The sequence below is a fragment of the Streptomyces hesseae genome (assembly GCF_031845785.1).
GTDB classification, from domain to species: Bacteria; Actinomycetota; Actinomycetes; order Streptomycetales; family Streptomycetaceae; genus Streptomyces; species Streptomyces hesseae.
Map to the genome: position 1 here is coordinate 458,536 of NZ_JAVRFI010000002.1, position 15,851 is coordinate 474,386.

Consider the following 15,851-nt stretch of genomic DNA (forward strand, 5'->3'; position numbering starts at 1 on the left):
GCCGACGGTGAGGACGACGATGGACGGGCTCGGCTTCGACGGCATCCCCCTGGAGCCACCCCACCGGCCGCTCCCGGTCCCCACGGCCCAGGACACCGGCCCGGCGGCCGACACCACCCCGGCCGAGGAGCCGCCCCGCGGGGGCCCGGTGCCACCCCCGGTGCCACCGCCCCCGGCGGCACCGGCACCGGACGGCACGACGGCCCGCGCGGAGGTAGTCCGGCGGCCGGAACCCGACGTCACGACGACCCCCGCGGACGTGGCCCAAACGCTCGCACACACCGTGCAGCAGGCCCACGCCGCGGCGCTCGTCGCCCACCGGGCCATCAGCGCCTGGCAGACCGGCCTCGTCCCGCAGACTCCCGGGGCGCCCGTACCGGCCCCTCACCCGAACAGCGCACCCGACCCGTGGAAGCGATGGGGCGGCCCCGCGCTGGTGCTCCTCGCCGGGGCCCGTGGGCTGGCCGACGCCACGGCACCCCGCCCGTGCCCCGACGCGTTCACCGCGACCTGGCACGATCCGGTGCCGTACGCGCCCACCCCGCTCCGCGCCCACTCGGCACCGGACGGGAGCTGCGAGGTCCTCGACGGCGCGCGCCGCGTCCTCACGCTCCGCGCGACCGACGAGGAGCCGCCACGGCGTCACGTCCCACGGTTCCCGGAGGAGTTCCACCCGCACGCGGTGACGGACGTCCACCGGCTGGCCCGCGCGGAGCTCGACGCGCTCGCCGCCGGGGACGTCGCGGGCGTGTTCGGCCCGGCCCACGACCAGCGCGGCCTGGAGCCGGACGAGCTGCCCGCGCCCTGGCCGGCCCCGCTGCTGGAGGAGATCACGGTCGGTCCGCGCGCGGGCCGGTACGGCCAGGGCCTGCTGACCGCCACGGCGCGGCCGGCCGCCGGGGACGGCGGCCCGAAGTGGCCGTACCCGGTCGCGGCGGCCCTGGAGGCGCTGCGCGTGTACGCCTTCCACCAGGGGCTGCACCTGTGCCTGCCCGGGGCCCGGGTGCTCCCGCTGCCCGGCCGTCCCGTACGCGTCGAGTGGCTGGGCGGCCCGGCCGAGCCGGAAACGGGCGGCGAGCCGTGGCGGCTGACCGTGGAGGTGGCCGAACTCGGGCTGCTGCCGCGCCCGTACGCGGTCGCCGACTGCGAGATCACCTCCGGCGGTCGGGTCGTGGCACGACTGCACGACCTCGGCGCGACGGTACGGGAGCGGCCCGGCGCCGGCCTGATGCCGCACCCGGACCGGGCCGGCTGCCGGAAGACGTCCTCCGGTGCCCGGGCCCGCCTCCACGAGCTGCACATCGCCCAGGGCTCCGAGGGCCACCCGTCGGTGCTCGACGTCCGCTGCGCGGGGATCACCACACCCGTCCGGCCCCGTCTGCCGCGCGCGGGGCTGCGCGCGGTCGACCGGGGCGTCGCCTTCCGCGAGAGCGACGGGCCGGACCGGGCGGGCGCCCGGCTGGTCACCGAGCACGACGTCCCGGCGGACCCCTGGTACTGCCGGGAACACGGCGGCGGCATACCGGCCTTCGCCCTGATGGAGATGGCCCTTCAGCCCCTCGGGCTGCTCGGGGGGCTATCCGGCCTCCTGTGGACGTACCCCGACCAGGCGTTCGTCTGCCGCAATCTGGAGGGCCGGGCACGGCTCACCCGGGCGTGCGACCCGCGCTCGTCGACGGTCGTCCAGGAGTCCGTGCTGCTGTCCGCGGCCGTCCTGCCGGGGGCGGTGATCGACCGGTACCGCTTCTCGCTGAGCACCGGCGGCGAGGTCTTCTTCGAGGGCGAGGCGACGCACGGCTATCTCACGTCCGAGGTCCTCGCCCTGCAACAAGGCCTGGACGGCGGCCGGGAGACACCCCCGTGGCTGGAGCGGCGGCCCGTCGCCCCGGCGGGGACGCGGCGGCTGGACGTACGGCACGACGCCCGGCTCGGGCGGGGCCGGCTGGCGCTGCTGGAGGACGTGGTGCTGGTCCCCGGGGGCGGGGAGCACGGCGCCGGCTATGTGCTGTGCGCCAAGGCGGTGGACCCCGGCGACTGGTTCTTCGGCCGGCACTTCCCCCACGACCCGGTGCTGCCCGGGTCGGTCGGGGTGCAGATGCTCTTCCAGGCCGTGCGGGCCTTCGCGCTGTACACGGGGCTCGCCGGCCGGCCGGGGCCGGGCCCCGACGCCGTACCGGGCGAGGAGCTGCGCTGGGCCTACCGGGGTCAGGTCCTGCGCGGGCACCGGCGGGTGCGCGGCGAGGTCCACATCCGCGAGGTCCGCGCGGCCGGCGGCACGGTGCTGGTGCGCGCCGACGGCAGTGTGTGGCGCGACGGCCTGCGGATCTACCGGGCCGACAACATCGCCGTGGCCCTGCCGGACACCCGCCGGGGCACGCCGTGAGGGGGCGCCGGCCCCGTGGCCGGAGCGCCCCGCCGCCCGCCGGCGGGGCCGTCCTCACTCCACGGCCGGGTGCTCCGCCTCTGTGTGCTCCTCCTCCACCGCCCGGCGCAGCTGGGCGTCCTGGATGAGGCTCGTGGGGTAGAGGGCGCGGCCGAGCGCGCAGTGCTGGGCGTACACGGCGATCAGCTGACGGATCTTCGCGCCGTCGGCCTGGGACGGCACATGGACGGCCTGGACGGGGACGGCCTCGTCGTCGTCCGCACCGGGGAGACCGGCCCACATCTCCTCGGCGGCGCTCATCAGCTCGTCCGCCTCGTCGCGCAGACGGTGCCAGGCGCCGTCCCGCACTGCCTGCTCCATGGCGGAGAGCGAGCCGAGGATGGTGACGTAGTCCTCGGCCAGGCGCTCCTCCTCGGGGGTCGGTTCCAGCGCCTTGACGGCCAACTCGGTTGCGTACACGGACACCTCCACGAAGGGACGGGGGGATCCGGGACCACACGTACGGTCCCGGCCCACGGCATCGTCGCGCCCCGGGTGCGCGGCCGTCACTGTGCACTCTGACCGTGCTGCCATTTATCACCCGCTCGGCCGAGCGCCGGGACGGGAAGGGACGCCGGGGTCCGGCGCGTGACCGGGCGTCGCCCCCGGCGGTATTCCCGCGACAGGGGCGGCGTCCCGCCGGTTGACTGTGCGCCATGCGGATTCCATGGATGCCGAACCGGGCGCCGGTGCCGGTGCGCCCCCGTCGGCGGGCCGTGCCCCGGCTGCTGCTCGTGGCCACCGCCGCGGTCTGCGCCTTCCTGCCGCCGGGGGCGGCGCCGGGCGCCGGGGGGCCGCCCGGGGTCGTCTCGGCGCGGCCGCTGACGGCGCTCGACGAGGCGTTCGGGGCGTACGCCGACCGGGTGCGCGATCCGGGCCACTGGACCGGTGGGGACAGTACGTACTCGGTGCCGACGCCCGCCGGTGAACTGTGGGTCTTCTCGGACACGTTCCTCGGCACGGTGCGGCCCGACGGCTCCCGCTCCCCCGTCGCCGGGGCGGGCGGTACGACGCCGTTCGTCCACAACAGCTTCGTGCTGTGGCCCGCCTCCGGCGCCCCGCGCACGGTGACCGGCCGGGACCGTGCCGGGCGGCCCGACTCCCTGGTGTCGCCGCCGGCCGCGGGCGAGTGGTACTGGGCGCGGGCCGGGATCCCCGACGGCCGGGGCGTCGCGGTCGTCTACGCCCGGTACGCGCGGACCGGCACCGGGCCGCTGGACCTGGCCTGGCGCGGCTCCGTGGTGGCGAGGTTCGGCGAGGGGCAGCTCTCGCGGCCGGAGTCCGTCACACCGCTGCCGTCGTCGGCCGGGATCTCCTGGGGCGCGTGGCTGGCCCGGGAGGGGGACCACACCTATGTCTACGGCACCGAGGCGGCCCCCTCGGGCGGGAGCCACCTCCACCTGGCCCGCGTGGACGGTCCGGGCCTGCGCGGGCCCTGGCGGTACCGGGCCGCCGACGGCTCCTGGTCCCGCGAGGAGTCCCGGGCCGCCCGGCTCACCGGCCCCGGCGGGGCGGCGCTGCGGGTCTCGGACGAACTCAGCGTGGTCCGGCATGGGGCCTGGTACGCCCTGGTCAGCCAGCGGGCGGACGTGCCGTTCAGCGCGGAGCTGCGGCTGGCCTGGGCGCGCTCCCCCGGCGGGCCGTTCACGGCGCCGCGCACGGTGTACACGGCGCCGGAGGCGGGGCCGGGCGGCAGCTACCGGAACCCGAACGTCCTGGCGTACAACCCGCACGAGCACCCGGAGCTGGAGCGCGGCACGGACGAACTGGTCGTCTCCTACAACGTCAACAGCCTCGTCCTCCGGGACGTGATCGACCGGGCGAGCGTCTACCGCCCCCGTTTCCTGCGCATCCGGACCGCCCGTTGACCGGCCGTCAGAGCTCGGCGTCCATGGCCAGCCGCCGTACCCCGGGCAGGTGGTCGTCGAGCTCGCCGGGCTCGAACCGGCACATGCCCACGACGTGCCAGAACTCGCCCGCGATGTCGCCGTCGAACTTGTAGCCCCCCGAGGGGTTCAGCGCGGCCCAGCCGCCCGGGACGGCGATGAGCGTGGCCCGCGCGGCCGGGGCGCCGTCCTCCGGCAGCGACCACAGCCGTACGGTGCCGTCCTCGGCGCCGCTGGCCAGCAGGGAGCCGTCGGGGCTGAAGGCGAGGGTGAGGATCCGGCCCGTGTGCCCGGTCAGCCGGCCGGTCTCGGTTCCCGTCAGGGGGTCCCACAGCAGGATGGTCCGGTCGTCGCCGGCGGTGGCCAGCAGGGAGCGGCTCGGGTGGGCGGCGGCCGTCCACAGCCGTCCCGTGTGGCCCCGCAGCCGGTGCCGGACGGCGCCGTCCTGCCAGACGATGGCCTGCCCGTCCCAGGAGGCGCTGGCCAGCCAGGCGTCGCCGGGGCCGTGGACGACCGCGTACACCCGGTCGGTGTGGCCGGCGAGTTCGGCGACGAGACGGCTCTCGGTGAGGTCCCACAGGCGGACGAACGAGTCGTCGCAGCCGGTGGCCAGCCCCGTGCCGTCCGCGGTGAAGGACAGGGATCGCACCCGGCCCCGGTGCTGGCCGAGAGTGGTCACATGGGCGCCGGTGCCGCGGTACCACAGCCGGACGGTGTCGTCGTCGTTGGCGGTGGCGAGGAACTCGCCGTCGGCGCTGAAGGTCTCGGCCCAGACGTGGTCGGTCTCGGCGTCGATCTCGCGCTGGTACTCGCCGTTCTCGGCGTTCCACACATAGACGTCGCCGTCGCTGCTGGAGGTGGCGAGCAGCGGGCCGCGCGGGCTGAACACGGCGGAGACCAGCCGGTCGTTGTCGCCCGCGAGCTCGCGTACCCGGCGTCCGGTGGCGGGCTCCCAGATCCGGACGACGCCGTCGTTGCCGCAGGCCGCGAGCTGGCCGCCCGAGGCGCTGAAGGCCAGACTGACGACCTTGCGGCCGTGGCCGCGCAGGACGTTGCGGCCCCGGCCGGTGGTGGTGTCCCACAGCCGTACCGAGCCGTCGTTGCCGGCGGACACCAGCAGCGGTCCCGACTCCGGGGCCGCCGGGCCGCCGTGGGGCCGGAAGCGGCAGGCCCACACCGATCCCTGGTGGTCGGCGGGCTGCCGGCGCAGGGGCGCGGCCGTCCAGCCGGCCGCGGGCGGGGCGGCCTGGGTGATCCGCCAGAGCCGGACGGAGCCGTCGCTGCCGCCGGCCGCCAGCATGCCGCCCTCGGGGCCGAAGACCACCTGGTACACGGCCCCGCCGCCGAGCAGCGGGGCACCTGCGGCCTCGCCCGTGCGCGGGTCCCACAGCATGACGTGGCCCTCGGTGTCGCCGCTGGCCAGCAGGGTGCCGGAGGGGTGGAAGTCCAGGGTGTAGACGCGGCCCGGGTGGCCGGTGCAGGTGTGTCGTAGGCGCAGGGTGGCGACGTCCCAGACCCGGACCGTGCCTCCGTCGCCCTCGCCCATGTCGCCGGTGGCGAGCAGGGTGCCGTCGGGGCTGAAGCGGGCGCGGTAGACGGCTCCCCGGTGGCCGTCGAGCTCGCCGAGGAGCCGGCCGGTGCGGGTGTCCCACAGCCGTACGCACGCGGCGGCGTCGCCGGTGGCCAGGACGGTTCCGTCGGGGCTGAACACGGCGGTGTAGACGGGCGCCTTGTGGCCGGGGAGGCGGTGTGTGACGGTCCCGGTGGCGACGTCCCAGAGGGTGACGGTGCCGTCGGCGTCACCGGTGGCCAGCCGCTCCCCGGTGAGGTCCAGGGAGACGGGCCAGACGCCGCCCGCGTGGACCGCGAGCCGGTGGAGGCTCCGGCCGGAGACGGGGTCCCACAGCCGTACGGTGCCGTCCGAGCCGCCCGTGGCGAGCACCCCGCCGCGGAACTTGACGGCGTAGACGCGGCCCGTGTGGCCGTGGAGGGTGCGCAGGGCGGTGCCCGTGGCGGCGTCGCAGACCAGGACGCCGCCGTCCTCGCCGCCGAGGGCGAGGAGTTCGCCGCCGGGGCTGAAGGAGACGGGTTCGGGCAGTCGGCTGGTGCGCGTGTCGAAGCCGTAGGGCACGCCGACCGCCGCGGGCCGGAACCCGGCCTCGGCGGTCAGGCCGGGGGCGACGGCGGCCGCGCGGAGTTCGGGGGTGTCCAGGACGGCCGGTTCGGTGACCGCGTTGATCAGGGCGGCGCGGTGCCAGCTGCCGCCGCCGACCCGGACGCCGCGCAGATCGGTGCCGATGAGCCGGGCCCGGCGCAGGTCGGCGCCGCGGAGGTCGGCGCCGCGCAGGTCGGCGCCGTCGAGGCGGGCGCCGGCGAGGCGGGTGTCGCGCAGGATCGCGCCGGAGAAGTCGGCGCCGGTCAGGCTCGCGTCGGTGAGGTCGGCGCGGGTGAGGTCGACGCCGGAGAAGTCGCGGTAGGACAGGTCCTCCCCGGCGAGGACGGCGCCGCGCAGATCGGTGTGGGCGGGGATCCGCAGCCTGCTGAGGATCTTCATGGCGTTGGCCCTGGCCGTCTCGCCGGCCGCGCCCTCCGCCGCGCCGTCCTCGCCGCCGAGGGCCCGTTCGGCCCACTGCTGGCAGGTGCGGTGGTCGGCGAGGTCGCAGAGGAACTCCACGGCCAGCCGGCTGAAGGGGCGGCGGGCCAGGAGGTCGGCCTCGCCCGTCTCGCCCCGCCCGAGCCGGACCGCGGCCTCGCGGGCCACCAGCCACTCGGCCACGGACCCGTGGATGAACCGGAAGAGTCCGTCGTCGGTGCGGACGAGGAGACTGCCGGATCCGACGGAGTGGGCGGCCTGGGGCACCGACAGCCGGGAGTCGGCGAGTTCGGTGAGGGTCTCGGCCACGTCGTTGAGCTCGTCCAGGCGCAGGGCGCTCTCGCCGCTCTCCCACAGCCGCAGGGCGAGGGTGGTGACGGCCTGCCACAGCTGCGTCAGGTCCAGGCCGGGGGCGCCACCGGGGCCGCCCTGGCCGCGCCGGGCCTCGAAGCGCAGCCAGGAGGTGAAGACCTCCTCGTAGAGCCCGGCGGGGCTCAGCGCCCGGCCGGCGCCCGCGACGGCGCGCAGCCGGTCGTGGTCGAGGTCGGCGACGAAGCTGAGCAGCCGGGGGTTGCGGCACAGGGCCAGCAGGTCGGGGATGCCCTCCAGCAGCCGGAGCCGGCGGTCGGCGGCCTGTGCGTCGCCGTAGCGGTTCACCAGGTAGGAGCGGATCTGCTGGGGGGTGAACTCCTGGACGGCGAGCACCCGGCGCTGTGGGAGCAGCCCGACGCGCTCGCCGAGCGCGGTGAGCACCTGGGCCTGGGAGCGGAAGTGCTGGGTGCGGCTGCTGACGACGATCTTGGCGCTGTCCACGGCGGCGTCGAGGAGTACCTGGAGGTGGTCGGCGGCCCGGTCGTAGGTGACCTGGTTGACGAGTTCGTCGAAGCCGTCGAAGAGCAGGACGATCCGGCCCTGTCCGAGCATGTAGCGGAAGGCGCGCAGGTCGATGGTGTCGACGCCCTGGCCGGCGAGGTGGGCGGCGACGAGCCCGTCGAGGGTGTGGGCCCGGTCGAGCCCGCTGAGCTGGATGAGCACCGGGACCAGGTGGGGCAGTTCGGCGGGGACGCGGCGGGCGATCTCGTGCAGGGCGAAGGTCTTGCCGTGGCCGAAGTCGCCGAGGATCAGCAGGAAGCGGCCGTGGTCGGCGTCGAGGAGGCGCAGCACGTCGTCGACGAGCCCGTCGCGTTCCGTGCCGCCGGGGCGTTCCAGTTCGCGGTAGCGCTGGGGGAGGTAGAGGGAGGGCTGGTACTGGGGGTCGGCGCTCAGTCGATCGGTCTGGGCGGCGACGTAGCCGCGCAGGTCCAGCAGGCCCTGGAACTCGGTGAAGCTGCGGACGAGGACGCCGCGGCGGCGGGCGTGTTCGCGGAGCTCCCGTGGGGGCGGCGGGCCGTCGTGGACGAGTTCGGCGTCGGGGTCGGTGCCGGAGGCGTGGACGTGGTCGATGAAGCTGTCGACGTCCTCGGCGCGTGGGGTGCCGACGAGGGCGCCGACGCGCTGCTGCCGGACGAAGCCGGACTCGGTCCAGGTGACGAGGAGGCCGGGCGGGTCGCCGGGGAGGCGGCGGAGCTGGACGTGTCGGTGGCGGATGCGGCAGACCTCGGCGACGCGGGAGAGCAGGGCCTCCTGGGGGCCTTCGACGGCGCGGGCCTCGTCGGTCGCGCCGGCCGGTGTGTCGGGGGTGGTGGTGGCGGGGTCCTCGGGGGCGGGTGTGACGGGCTGTTCGGGTCCGAAGACGTGATGGGCGCCGCGCCAGCCGATGGTGTAGCGGCGGGGGGCCTCGCCGGGGCTCTCGGGCCAGCGGGTGAGCCCGTCGCGGGTGATCTCCAGGAGGCGGTAGCGGCCGGGGGCGGCGGCGCCGAGGACGGGCAGGTCGCGGCCGGTCAGGGGCAGGACGGCGGCGGTGGCCGCGGCCGTGCCGGTGCCGGTGGGGCGGGCGGTGGTGGCCGGGCCGTGGAGCAGCAGGTGCAGCCGGGGGGCGGTGAGCCGGGTGAGGACGTCGGTGTCGCGCAGGGTCGCGGCGGCGGGGCGCCGGCCGGCCGCCGGGCCGCCGGCGCGGCTGGGGTCGTAGCCCAGGGCGCGGCCGGGCGCGGGGGCCGTGGGGGCGGGGTCCGGGGCGGTGCCGGAGGCGGGTGCGAGGGTGCCGCGGGTCTCCGGGGCGTGGCGGAGGGCGCCGAGGCGCAGCCAGCCCTCGCGTTCGTAGGAGCGCAGGGCCTGGGCGAACCAGGCGGCCTGTTCGGGGCCGAGCAGTCCGTACTGGTCCTCGGGGCGGTGGCTGTGGGCCATGGAGGAGTTGAGGCCGGCGACGACGGTGCGCAGGGCCGGGACGGGGAAGAGGGTCCAGGGCTGGTCGCCGTCGAAGACGGCGTCGAGTCCCTGGTAGAGCTCGCGGAAGAGGCGTGCGTAGTGGCGCCACTTGGGCCAGTAGGGCGGCCGGGGGCGCATCTCGTCGGCCTCGCAGGTGGCGAAGTAGGCGCGGCAGGCGGCCTGGCTGACGTCCTGTCCGCCGGGGACGATCGCGAGCCGGTCGGCCGCGAGGCCGAGGCGGGCGCGCAGGCCGGTGAGGAAGGTCAGGGCCTGGTCGCACTCGCGAGGGCTGCCGGAGGCGGTGAGGTCGCCGGTGACGACGAGGAGGTCGGGGGCGGGGGCTCCGGCGTCGGTGAGTTCCACGAGGTCGCCCCAGACGGCGGCCTGGAGCTCGGCGGGGTCGGCGCCGCGCCCGAAGGAGGGGCCGGCGAGGTGGAGCACGGAGACGGTGTCCCGGGCGCGTTGGCCGGTGGCGCCCTGGGGGTAGCCGGGGGCGGTCGCGGGGCGGCGGCGGCCGGCCCAGCCGGGGCTGCCGGGGCCGGGCCCGGCGGGCGGGACGCTCGGGGCGGGGACGGGGGCGGGGCTCCGGGGGTGGCCGGGAAAACCGGGGTGGCGGTCGGGGCGGGCCCGGCCGTCGAGGGCGTGGCCGACGCGGGTGAGGAGGAGTTCACGGGCGGCGGCGGTGTCGTGGACGCTGACGAGGTCGACGTAGGTGATGGTGGCGAGGAGTCCCTCGACGGGGATGTCCTCCACGCGCACGGTGATCAGTCTGCGCTCGGGGGCGTCGGGGTCGGCGCGCAGCGCGGCCTGCCACTCCATGCGCCCGTAGCGGGAGCGTTCGTAGTTGCGGGAGAGGACGGCGATGACGGCGACGGACTCGCTGACGCCGCGGTCCATGAAGTCGACGAAGTTGGTGCCCGGTACGAAGTCCCAGGCCTGGAGGACGGTCCGGTAGCCGGCCTCCTCCAGGGTCCAGGCTATCCAGGCCGCCCAGCGCTCGTCCGCCGGGGAGTAGCTGATGAAGAAGTCCAACGGCCTTTGTCGTCCGTCGCTTTCCTGGCGTGCCACCATGGGTCCATCCTAGGAACGGACTTCCCCGGGGTCACTGTGTTCGCCATGAACGCTGTGCCATCCTCGGGGCGTGCGTGTCTTACGACGACTGTCCTCGTGGCTGCATCCCCTGGACTGGCTCGCGGGCGGGATCCTGGTCTGTGGTCTGCTGTTCCTGGCGACGGGGCTGCTTCCGGCGGGGTCGGCCGGGGACGCGATGCGGCGGATCGCGCCGTTGCTGGCGTTCCTGGGCACGGTGATCGTGCTGGCCGAACTGACCAGCCGGGCCGAGGTGTTCGACGTGGTCGCCTCGGGGGTGGCGCGGATCGGGCGGGGCAGTTACGCGAGGCTGTTCGTGTTGTGCGTGGTTTTCGCCTCGGTCACTACGATCACGCTCAATCTCGATACGACGGCCGTGCTGCTGACTCCGGTGATGCTGGCGCTGGCGGGCCGGGTGGGGATCGCGGCGGTGCCGCTGGCGATGACGACGGTGTGGCTGGCCAATACGGCGAGTCTGCTGCTGCCGGTGTCGAATCTGACGAATCTGCTGGCGGCGGACCGGGTGGCGCTCTCCCCCATGGGGCTGGCGGAGCGGATGTGGGCGCCCCAACTGGCGTCGGTCGCGGTGACGATGGGGTGTCTGTGGCTGTTCTACTGGCGCCGTGACCGCCGGGGTGCGGAGCGGTACGTTCCGCCGGAGGTCCACCGGCCCGCCGACCGGGTGCTGTTCCGGGTGTGCGCGGTGGCCTGCGCGGGCTTCCTGCTGGCGATCCTGATCGACGCGGTGCCGCTGTGGACGGCGTCGGCGGTGGCGGCCGCGCTCGCCGTGGCGGCCTTCGCGGTACGGCGACGCGCGGCGCTGCGACTGTCGCTGGTGCCGTGGCGGCTGTTGGTCCTGGTGCCGGGGTTGTTCCTGGTGGTGGAGACGGTCAATGTCAACGGGCTGCATGAGCTGCTGGCGCGGGCGGTGGGCACGGACGGCGGTCTGCCGGGGATGCTGCGGGCGGCGGGGGTGGGCGGGGGGCTGGCCAACGCGCTCAACAACCTGCCGGTCTATCTGGCGGGCGAGTCGGCCGTGCCCGTGGGCAATCACGACCAGTTGCTGGCCCTGCTGATCGGCACCAACGTCGGCCCGGTGATCACCCCTTGGGCCTCCCTGGCGACGCTGCTGTGGTTCGAACGCTGCCACGCGCAGGGCGTGCGGGTGTCCCCGGGCCGGTTCATGGGGACGGGCGCGGTGCTGGCCGTGGGTGCGCTGCTGGCGTCCGTCTGTGCGCTGGCCCTGACGGGGTGACCGTCTCGCACCCCTACGGCGTGGGCGCCGTCGTGGGCCGGACCTCCGCGACCAGTTCCAGGAGGTGGGGGAGGACCTCCGGTCGTCCGGCGACGAAGCTGCGGTCGGTGTCGGGGCCGCCGACGCCGCCGTGGAAGGCGCCGCCGTCCAGGGCCCGGATGGCCAGGCCCGCCTCGGCGGCCAGCAGTGCCCCGGCGGGCAGGTCGATGGCCTCGGCGCGGTAGCCGACGAAGCCGTCGATGTCGCCGCGGGCCAGCATCGCCCAGGCCAGCAGGGGCGCCCACAGCTGGAGCACCCGCCGGGAGCGTGCCTCCAGGGCGTCCTTGAGGGCGCGCGCCACCGGGTCCCGGCGGGCGACCGCGTGGCCCTGGGTCCAGGCCAGCAGGGGCCCGGCGGCGGACGGGCGACCCGCGGGCCCGGTCAGCCGGCCGCGCGGCCCGTACGCGCCGAGGCCCGCCGAGGCCGTCCACGTGCGGTCGGTCACCGGGTCGTGCACGACGCCGAGCACCGCCGCCTCGCCGACGCACAGGGCGATGCCGACGGCGTAGGCGGGCAGGCCGATGACGACGTTGTTGCTGCCGTCGAGGGGGTCCACCAGCCAGGTGCGGCCGGTCCGCGCGCCGGGCGCGGCGGGGACGGGGCCCGCCTCCTCGGAGAGGATCCGGTCGCCGGGGAAGCTCTCCCTGAGCCGCCGGACCACCAGGCGCTCGGCCAGCAGGTCGAGTTCGGTGACCACGTCGCCCCGGTCGTCCTTGGCCCGCACGTCGTAGTCGTCGTGGAAGCGCGAGCGCAGCAGCGCGCCCGCCTCCTGGGCGGCGTCCACGGCCACCCGGCGCTCCGCCGCCAGGGACCCCGCCGGCCCGTCAGGGCCCGGGGACCCGGCGCGGCCGTCGTCATCAGCAGTGGTGTCCATCGATCCTCCTCAGGACAGTGCGGGCCGTCCGGGCGGTCTGCGCGGCGTCGCATGTCTGTCGTACCACCCGGTGCGCGGGGCCATGCACCGGTCCGAGGGTGAGGTCGCTGCGCCCGGGCAGGGAGCGGCCGAGCAGCAGGGTGGCCGCGGCGGTGCCCGGGGGGACGACGGTGGCGTGGAACTCCCCCGCGGGGAGCCGGTAGATCCCGCCGGCGACGCCGGTCTCCTCGGGGCCGGGCGTACAGCTCACCAGGCGTGGAGTCGGCCGGATCTCGTCCACCGGCAGGGCGTCGTCCGCCCCGCCGGCCGGGTGGGCGACGGAGGCGGTGCTGTGCACCTCGAAGAGCCGGTGTGTGGGCCGTTCGGGGTCGTCGCGCACCCGGACCCGCAGATTGCCGACCTGCCCGTACAGCACACAGCTGGCCAGGTCCCAGCTGTGCGCGTGCACGGGCGAGGTGGTCAGCCGGGCGTGCGGCGGCTCCGCCATCGCGTCGTCGAAGACGTGGACGCACACCCCCCGGTCGCCCTCGCGCCGCACCGGGAGGCAGAGGAACCCCAGCGGATGGCGGACGGCGCGCAGGGCGCGCCGTCCGGAGGCGATCTCCTCCAGGAGCGTCGCGGCCGCCGCGAACAGCTCGCCGGGCGCCGACCCGTCTCTCGTCCCCCTCGCCATGGCCTGTTCGATGCGGCGGTAGTCCACGGGGCTGCGCACTGGGAGCTCACCTCCGGTACGGGTTCTCCGCGTGCAGGGCCTTGTCGATGATGTCGCCGATGTCACGGTCGGTGTAGGTGGCCGGGAGGTGCAGGCCGAGCCCTTCCAGGAGCCGTTCGACCTCGTCGACCGTGGGCTCGTCGCCGAGCGGGACGGTGCGGGTGAGGTCCAGGGTGTGGGCCTGTTCCCGGCTCTGGTGGAGCTCGGTGACGTAGTAGTCGTAGAGCGGACGGTCTCGCTCCACCAGCAGGTTGACGCGCTGGGGGTCGTCCTGAGTGATGATCAGGCAGGAGCTGGAGAGGTCGAAGCGGAGCGTGGGGACGACGGAGGAGAGATGGACGTCGATCTCCAGGGTGTCGAGGCGCTGCCGGTACCAGCAGGCGGCGAGCACGGTGGCGAGGGACTCCTTGCGGGTCCGGTCGGCGGTCCAGGCCTCCGCGGGCACCGAGTGCAGCCGGTGGGCGAAGGTCTGGCGGAAGCGCGCGTACGCCGCGCAGGCCTGCTCGTCGGCCGGGCTGACGATGTCGATCTTCATCGTGAGGGAGCGGCGCTGCCGCTGGGCCTCGCGGACGCAGACGGGGAGGGTCACGGCGCGCAGATAGGTGCCGGTGCCGCCCTTGAAGATCCAGCGGTCGGTGGTCAGCCGGGCCCGGTCCAGGGCCGTCTCCAGCTCGGCGGCGGACAGCGAGCGCACCATGGTGAGGTCCTCCAGCGCGTGCCGGGTGCCGCTCATGGCCGCGCGGATGTCGGCCGTACGCCGCCGCCGCTCGGTGAGCGTCCCGAGGACCAGCGCGGCCAGGACCAGCAGGACCACCCCGGAGGTGATGTTGTCCTTGACCGGCATGTCGAGGACGTCGAGGGTGCCGATGGCGAGGGCCGCGCCCAGGGCGATGACACCGTCGAGGTTCCTGATGGTCCATGCGACGGCGTTCTCCACGCCCCGCCCCAGCCGTGCCGCAGTGCCCGCCATGGCCCCAGCCTCTCCCCCGGTTACGTCAATCGTAGGAGCCGGGTGCGGCGGGCGGCCAGGCATATACCCGGTGACAGGTACGTTCCGCGCCAGGGCGGCTCCGGTGCGGCGCCGGTGGCGAACCGGCCGGGGACGGGGGCGCGTTGGGCTCAGCCGCCGGTCACCCGCAGGGTCGCGGGCCAGCCGTGGCGGTCGAGGATCCGGTAGAGCTCCTTGATGTCGGTGGGGCGCAGTTTGACGCAGCCGTGGGAGGTGTAGTCGCCGGGACCGTCCCAGCGCTGGTAACCGCCCCGGCCCTGGCCTCCGGAGCGGGTCATCTGGCTGTGGATGAACAGCTCGGTGCGGTCGGTGCCGTCGTGGCAGCGCTTGGTGCCGAGCTCGACGGCGTAGCCCTTGATGAGGTTGCCGTCGTACGCGGTGTGGTGACGGCCCAGGGTGTAGGTGCCGTCGGGCAGCCAGCCCCGGCCGCGCAGGCACTCGTCGGGCACCCTGCCCGAGCCGGCGCGGTAGGTGACGACCGGTCGGCCGTGCCGGACGTAGGTCAGCCGGGAGTCGTCCGGGGTGTGCTTGGTGAACCTCAGGTAGGTGCCGCCCCCGTCGGCCGTCGCCCGGTCCGCCGGGGCGAGCAGGGCCGTGGTGGCGAGCGCGGCGGCCAGCGCGCCGCGCAGGAGGGCGACGCGGAGCGGGGAGGTGGGACGACGTGGCATGAGGAGGTCTCCTTGGAGGTCGGCCGGTGTCACGGGGACGGAAGTGCCCGGTGGGCGCGGAGCGAAGGGGCCGGGGGCGGGGCCCGGGGTTCCCGTCGCGGCCACCCTTACCGCACGGCGCGGGCGCCGGCGGCCTGCTCGTCCCGCTTCACCCGGTCGTGCGAGCCCGTCGGCGGACACCGGACGGACAGGGTGGGGCGAAGATCACAGGCCGGGGCGGGATTCGGCCGGTGGCGCGCTGAGTACGGTGAGCGGGTGCCGAAGCAGAACGTGTTCCCGACCCTGGCGCGCTGGCGGCGCCGGGCCGCCTCCGCGGCCGTCCACCGCGGCGCCCGCTGGGTGCGGGAGGCCGGGGCCGTGACCGCCGAGCGCCCGGGCCCGTACCGCTTCCGGCGGCTCGGCCGGCACTCCCGGCTCGCCTTTCCGCAGGGCACCATCTTCGGGGAGCCGTGGATCGAGATCGGCGAGCATTGCGTCATCGCCCAGGACGTGACGCTCACCGCCGGGATGCTGCCCGGGCTCGACCTGGGGCGGGAGACGATCGTGCGGCTGGGCGACGGCGTGGTGCTGGGGCGCGGCAGCCATGTGATCGCCGACGCGCCGCTGACCATCGGGGACGACTGCTTCTTCGGCCCGGGCGTGTACATCACCACGACCAACCACAGCTACGACGACCCCGATGTGCCCGTCGGCAAGCAGTGGCCGCGCAGCGAGGCCGTGGAGATCGGCTCCGGCAGCTGGCTGGGCACCGGGGTGGTGGTCCTGCCCGGCGCGCGGCTCGGCCGGAACGTGGTCGCCGCGGCGGGCGCCGTCGTGCGGGGCGAGGTGCCCGACCACGCGGTGGTCGCGGGGGCGCCCGCCCGGATCGTACGCACCTGGGACCGGGAGGCGGGCTGGCAGCCGCCGCTGCGCACGCCGGCTCCGGTGCCGGTCCCGGAGGGTGTCACGGCCGAGCAGCTGAAGCGGCTGGCGCCGGACCCGGCGGACGGCGGCTGAGACC

10 protein-coding genes are annotated in these 15,851 nt (G+C 75.8%); 4 read left to right on the top strand and 6 right to left on the bottom strand.

All coding sequences use genetic code 11. From position 1 onward, the window contains the following. Positions 1-7: 7 nt before the first annotated feature. Positions 8-2,383: a 3-hydroxyacyl-ACP dehydratase gene (locus RM609_RS04990; protein ID WP_311608197.1), complete on the top strand. Its 2,376-nt coding sequence runs from the start codon at positions 8-10 to the stop codon at positions 2,381-2,383. 54 nt (positions 2,384-2,437) lie between these two features. On the opposite strand, the gene RM609_RS04995 is transcribed toward RM609_RS04990, so the two are convergent. After that, on the bottom strand, positions 2,438-2,842 hold the full coding sequence (locus RM609_RS04995) for a hypothetical protein (protein ID WP_311608199.1): 405 nt from the start codon (positions 2,840-2,842) through the stop codon (positions 2,438-2,440). A gap of 236 nt (positions 2,843-3,078) precedes the next feature. Between RM609_RS04995 and RM609_RS05000 the strand changes: the two genes are divergently transcribed. After that, the gene (locus RM609_RS05000) at positions 3,079-4,290 is read left to right on the top strand and encodes a DUF5005 domain-containing protein (protein WP_311608200.1); all 1,212 of its coding nucleotides are present in this window, start codon (positions 3,079-3,081) and stop codon (positions 4,288-4,290) included. 7 nt (positions 4,291-4,297) lie between these two features. Here the strand turns inward: RM609_RS05000 and RM609_RS05005 are convergent, their stop codons facing one another. Further along, positions 4,298-10,276, bottom strand: a complete 5,979-nt coding sequence (locus RM609_RS05005) for a TIR domain-containing protein (protein WP_311608202.1) — start codon at positions 10,274-10,276, stop codon at positions 4,298-4,300. Between the two features lie 70 nt (positions 10,277-10,346). On the opposite strand from RM609_RS05005, the gene RM609_RS05010 reads away from it, so the two are divergent. After that, positions 10,347-11,549, top strand: a complete 1,203-nt coding sequence (locus RM609_RS05010; protein ID WP_311608203.1) for an SLC13 family permease — start codon at positions 10,347-10,349, stop codon at positions 11,547-11,549. 13 nt (positions 11,550-11,562) lie between these two features. On the opposite strand, the gene RM609_RS05015 is transcribed toward RM609_RS05010, so the two are convergent. The 4 genes from RM609_RS05015 to RM609_RS05030 all read right to left on the bottom strand — a co-directional run bounded on the left by RM609_RS05015 (position 11,563) and on the right by RM609_RS05030 (position 14,851). Further along, positions 11,563-12,462, bottom strand: coding sequence for an inositol monophosphatase family protein (locus RM609_RS05015; protein ID WP_311608205.1), 900 nt, complete (start codon positions 12,460-12,462; stop codon positions 11,563-11,565). Further along, complete coding sequence (locus RM609_RS05020) at positions 12,446-13,174, bottom strand: hypothetical protein (RefSeq protein ID WP_311608206.1); 729 nt, start codon at positions 13,172-13,174, stop codon at positions 12,446-12,448. The genes RM609_RS05015 and RM609_RS05020 overlap by 17 nt, the downstream gene beginning before the upstream one ends. 7 nt (positions 13,175-13,181) lie before the next feature. Further along, positions 13,182-14,144: a hypothetical protein gene (locus RM609_RS05025; protein ID WP_311608208.1), complete on the bottom strand. Its 963-nt coding sequence runs from the start codon at positions 14,142-14,144 to the stop codon at positions 13,182-13,184. Positions 14,145-14,293: 149 nt separating this feature from the next. Further along, positions 14,294-14,851 carry a L,D-transpeptidase family protein gene (locus RM609_RS05030; RefSeq protein WP_311608209.1) on the bottom strand — a complete coding sequence of 186 codons (558 nt, stop codon included), beginning with the start codon at positions 14,849-14,851 and terminating at the stop codon, positions 14,294-14,296. Positions 14,852-15,106: 255 nt separating this feature from the next. Here RM609_RS05030 and RM609_RS05035 point away from each other — a divergent pair, with 255 nt between their 5' ends. Further along, the gene (locus RM609_RS05035) at positions 15,107-15,847 is read left to right on the top strand and encodes an acyltransferase (protein WP_311608211.1); all 741 of its coding nucleotides are present in this window, start codon (positions 15,107-15,109) and stop codon (positions 15,845-15,847) included. The last annotated feature ends 4 nt before the right edge of the window (positions 15,848-15,851 follow it).

Bases quoted from the DNA above. Each gene is read 5' to 3' on its own strand.
- RM609_RS05015 (WP_311608205.1), bottom strand. From the start codon at position 12,462: ATGGACACCACTGCTGATGACGACGGCCGCGCCGGGTCCCCGGGCCCT.
- RM609_RS05030 (WP_311608209.1), bottom strand. From the start codon at position 14,851: ATGCCACGTCGTCCCACCTCCCCGCTCCGCGTCGCCCTCCTGCGCGGC.
- RM609_RS05025 (WP_311608208.1), bottom strand. From the start codon at position 14,144: ATGGCGGGCACTGCGGCACGGCTGGGGCGGGGCGTGGAGAACGCCGTC.
- RM609_RS05005 (WP_311608202.1), bottom strand. From the start codon at position 10,276: ATGGTGGCACGCCAGGAAAGCGACGGACGACAAAGGCCGTTGGACTTC.
- RM609_RS05000 (WP_311608200.1), top strand. From the start codon at position 3,079: ATGCGGATTCCATGGATGCCGAACCGGGCGCCGGTGCCGGTGCGCCCC.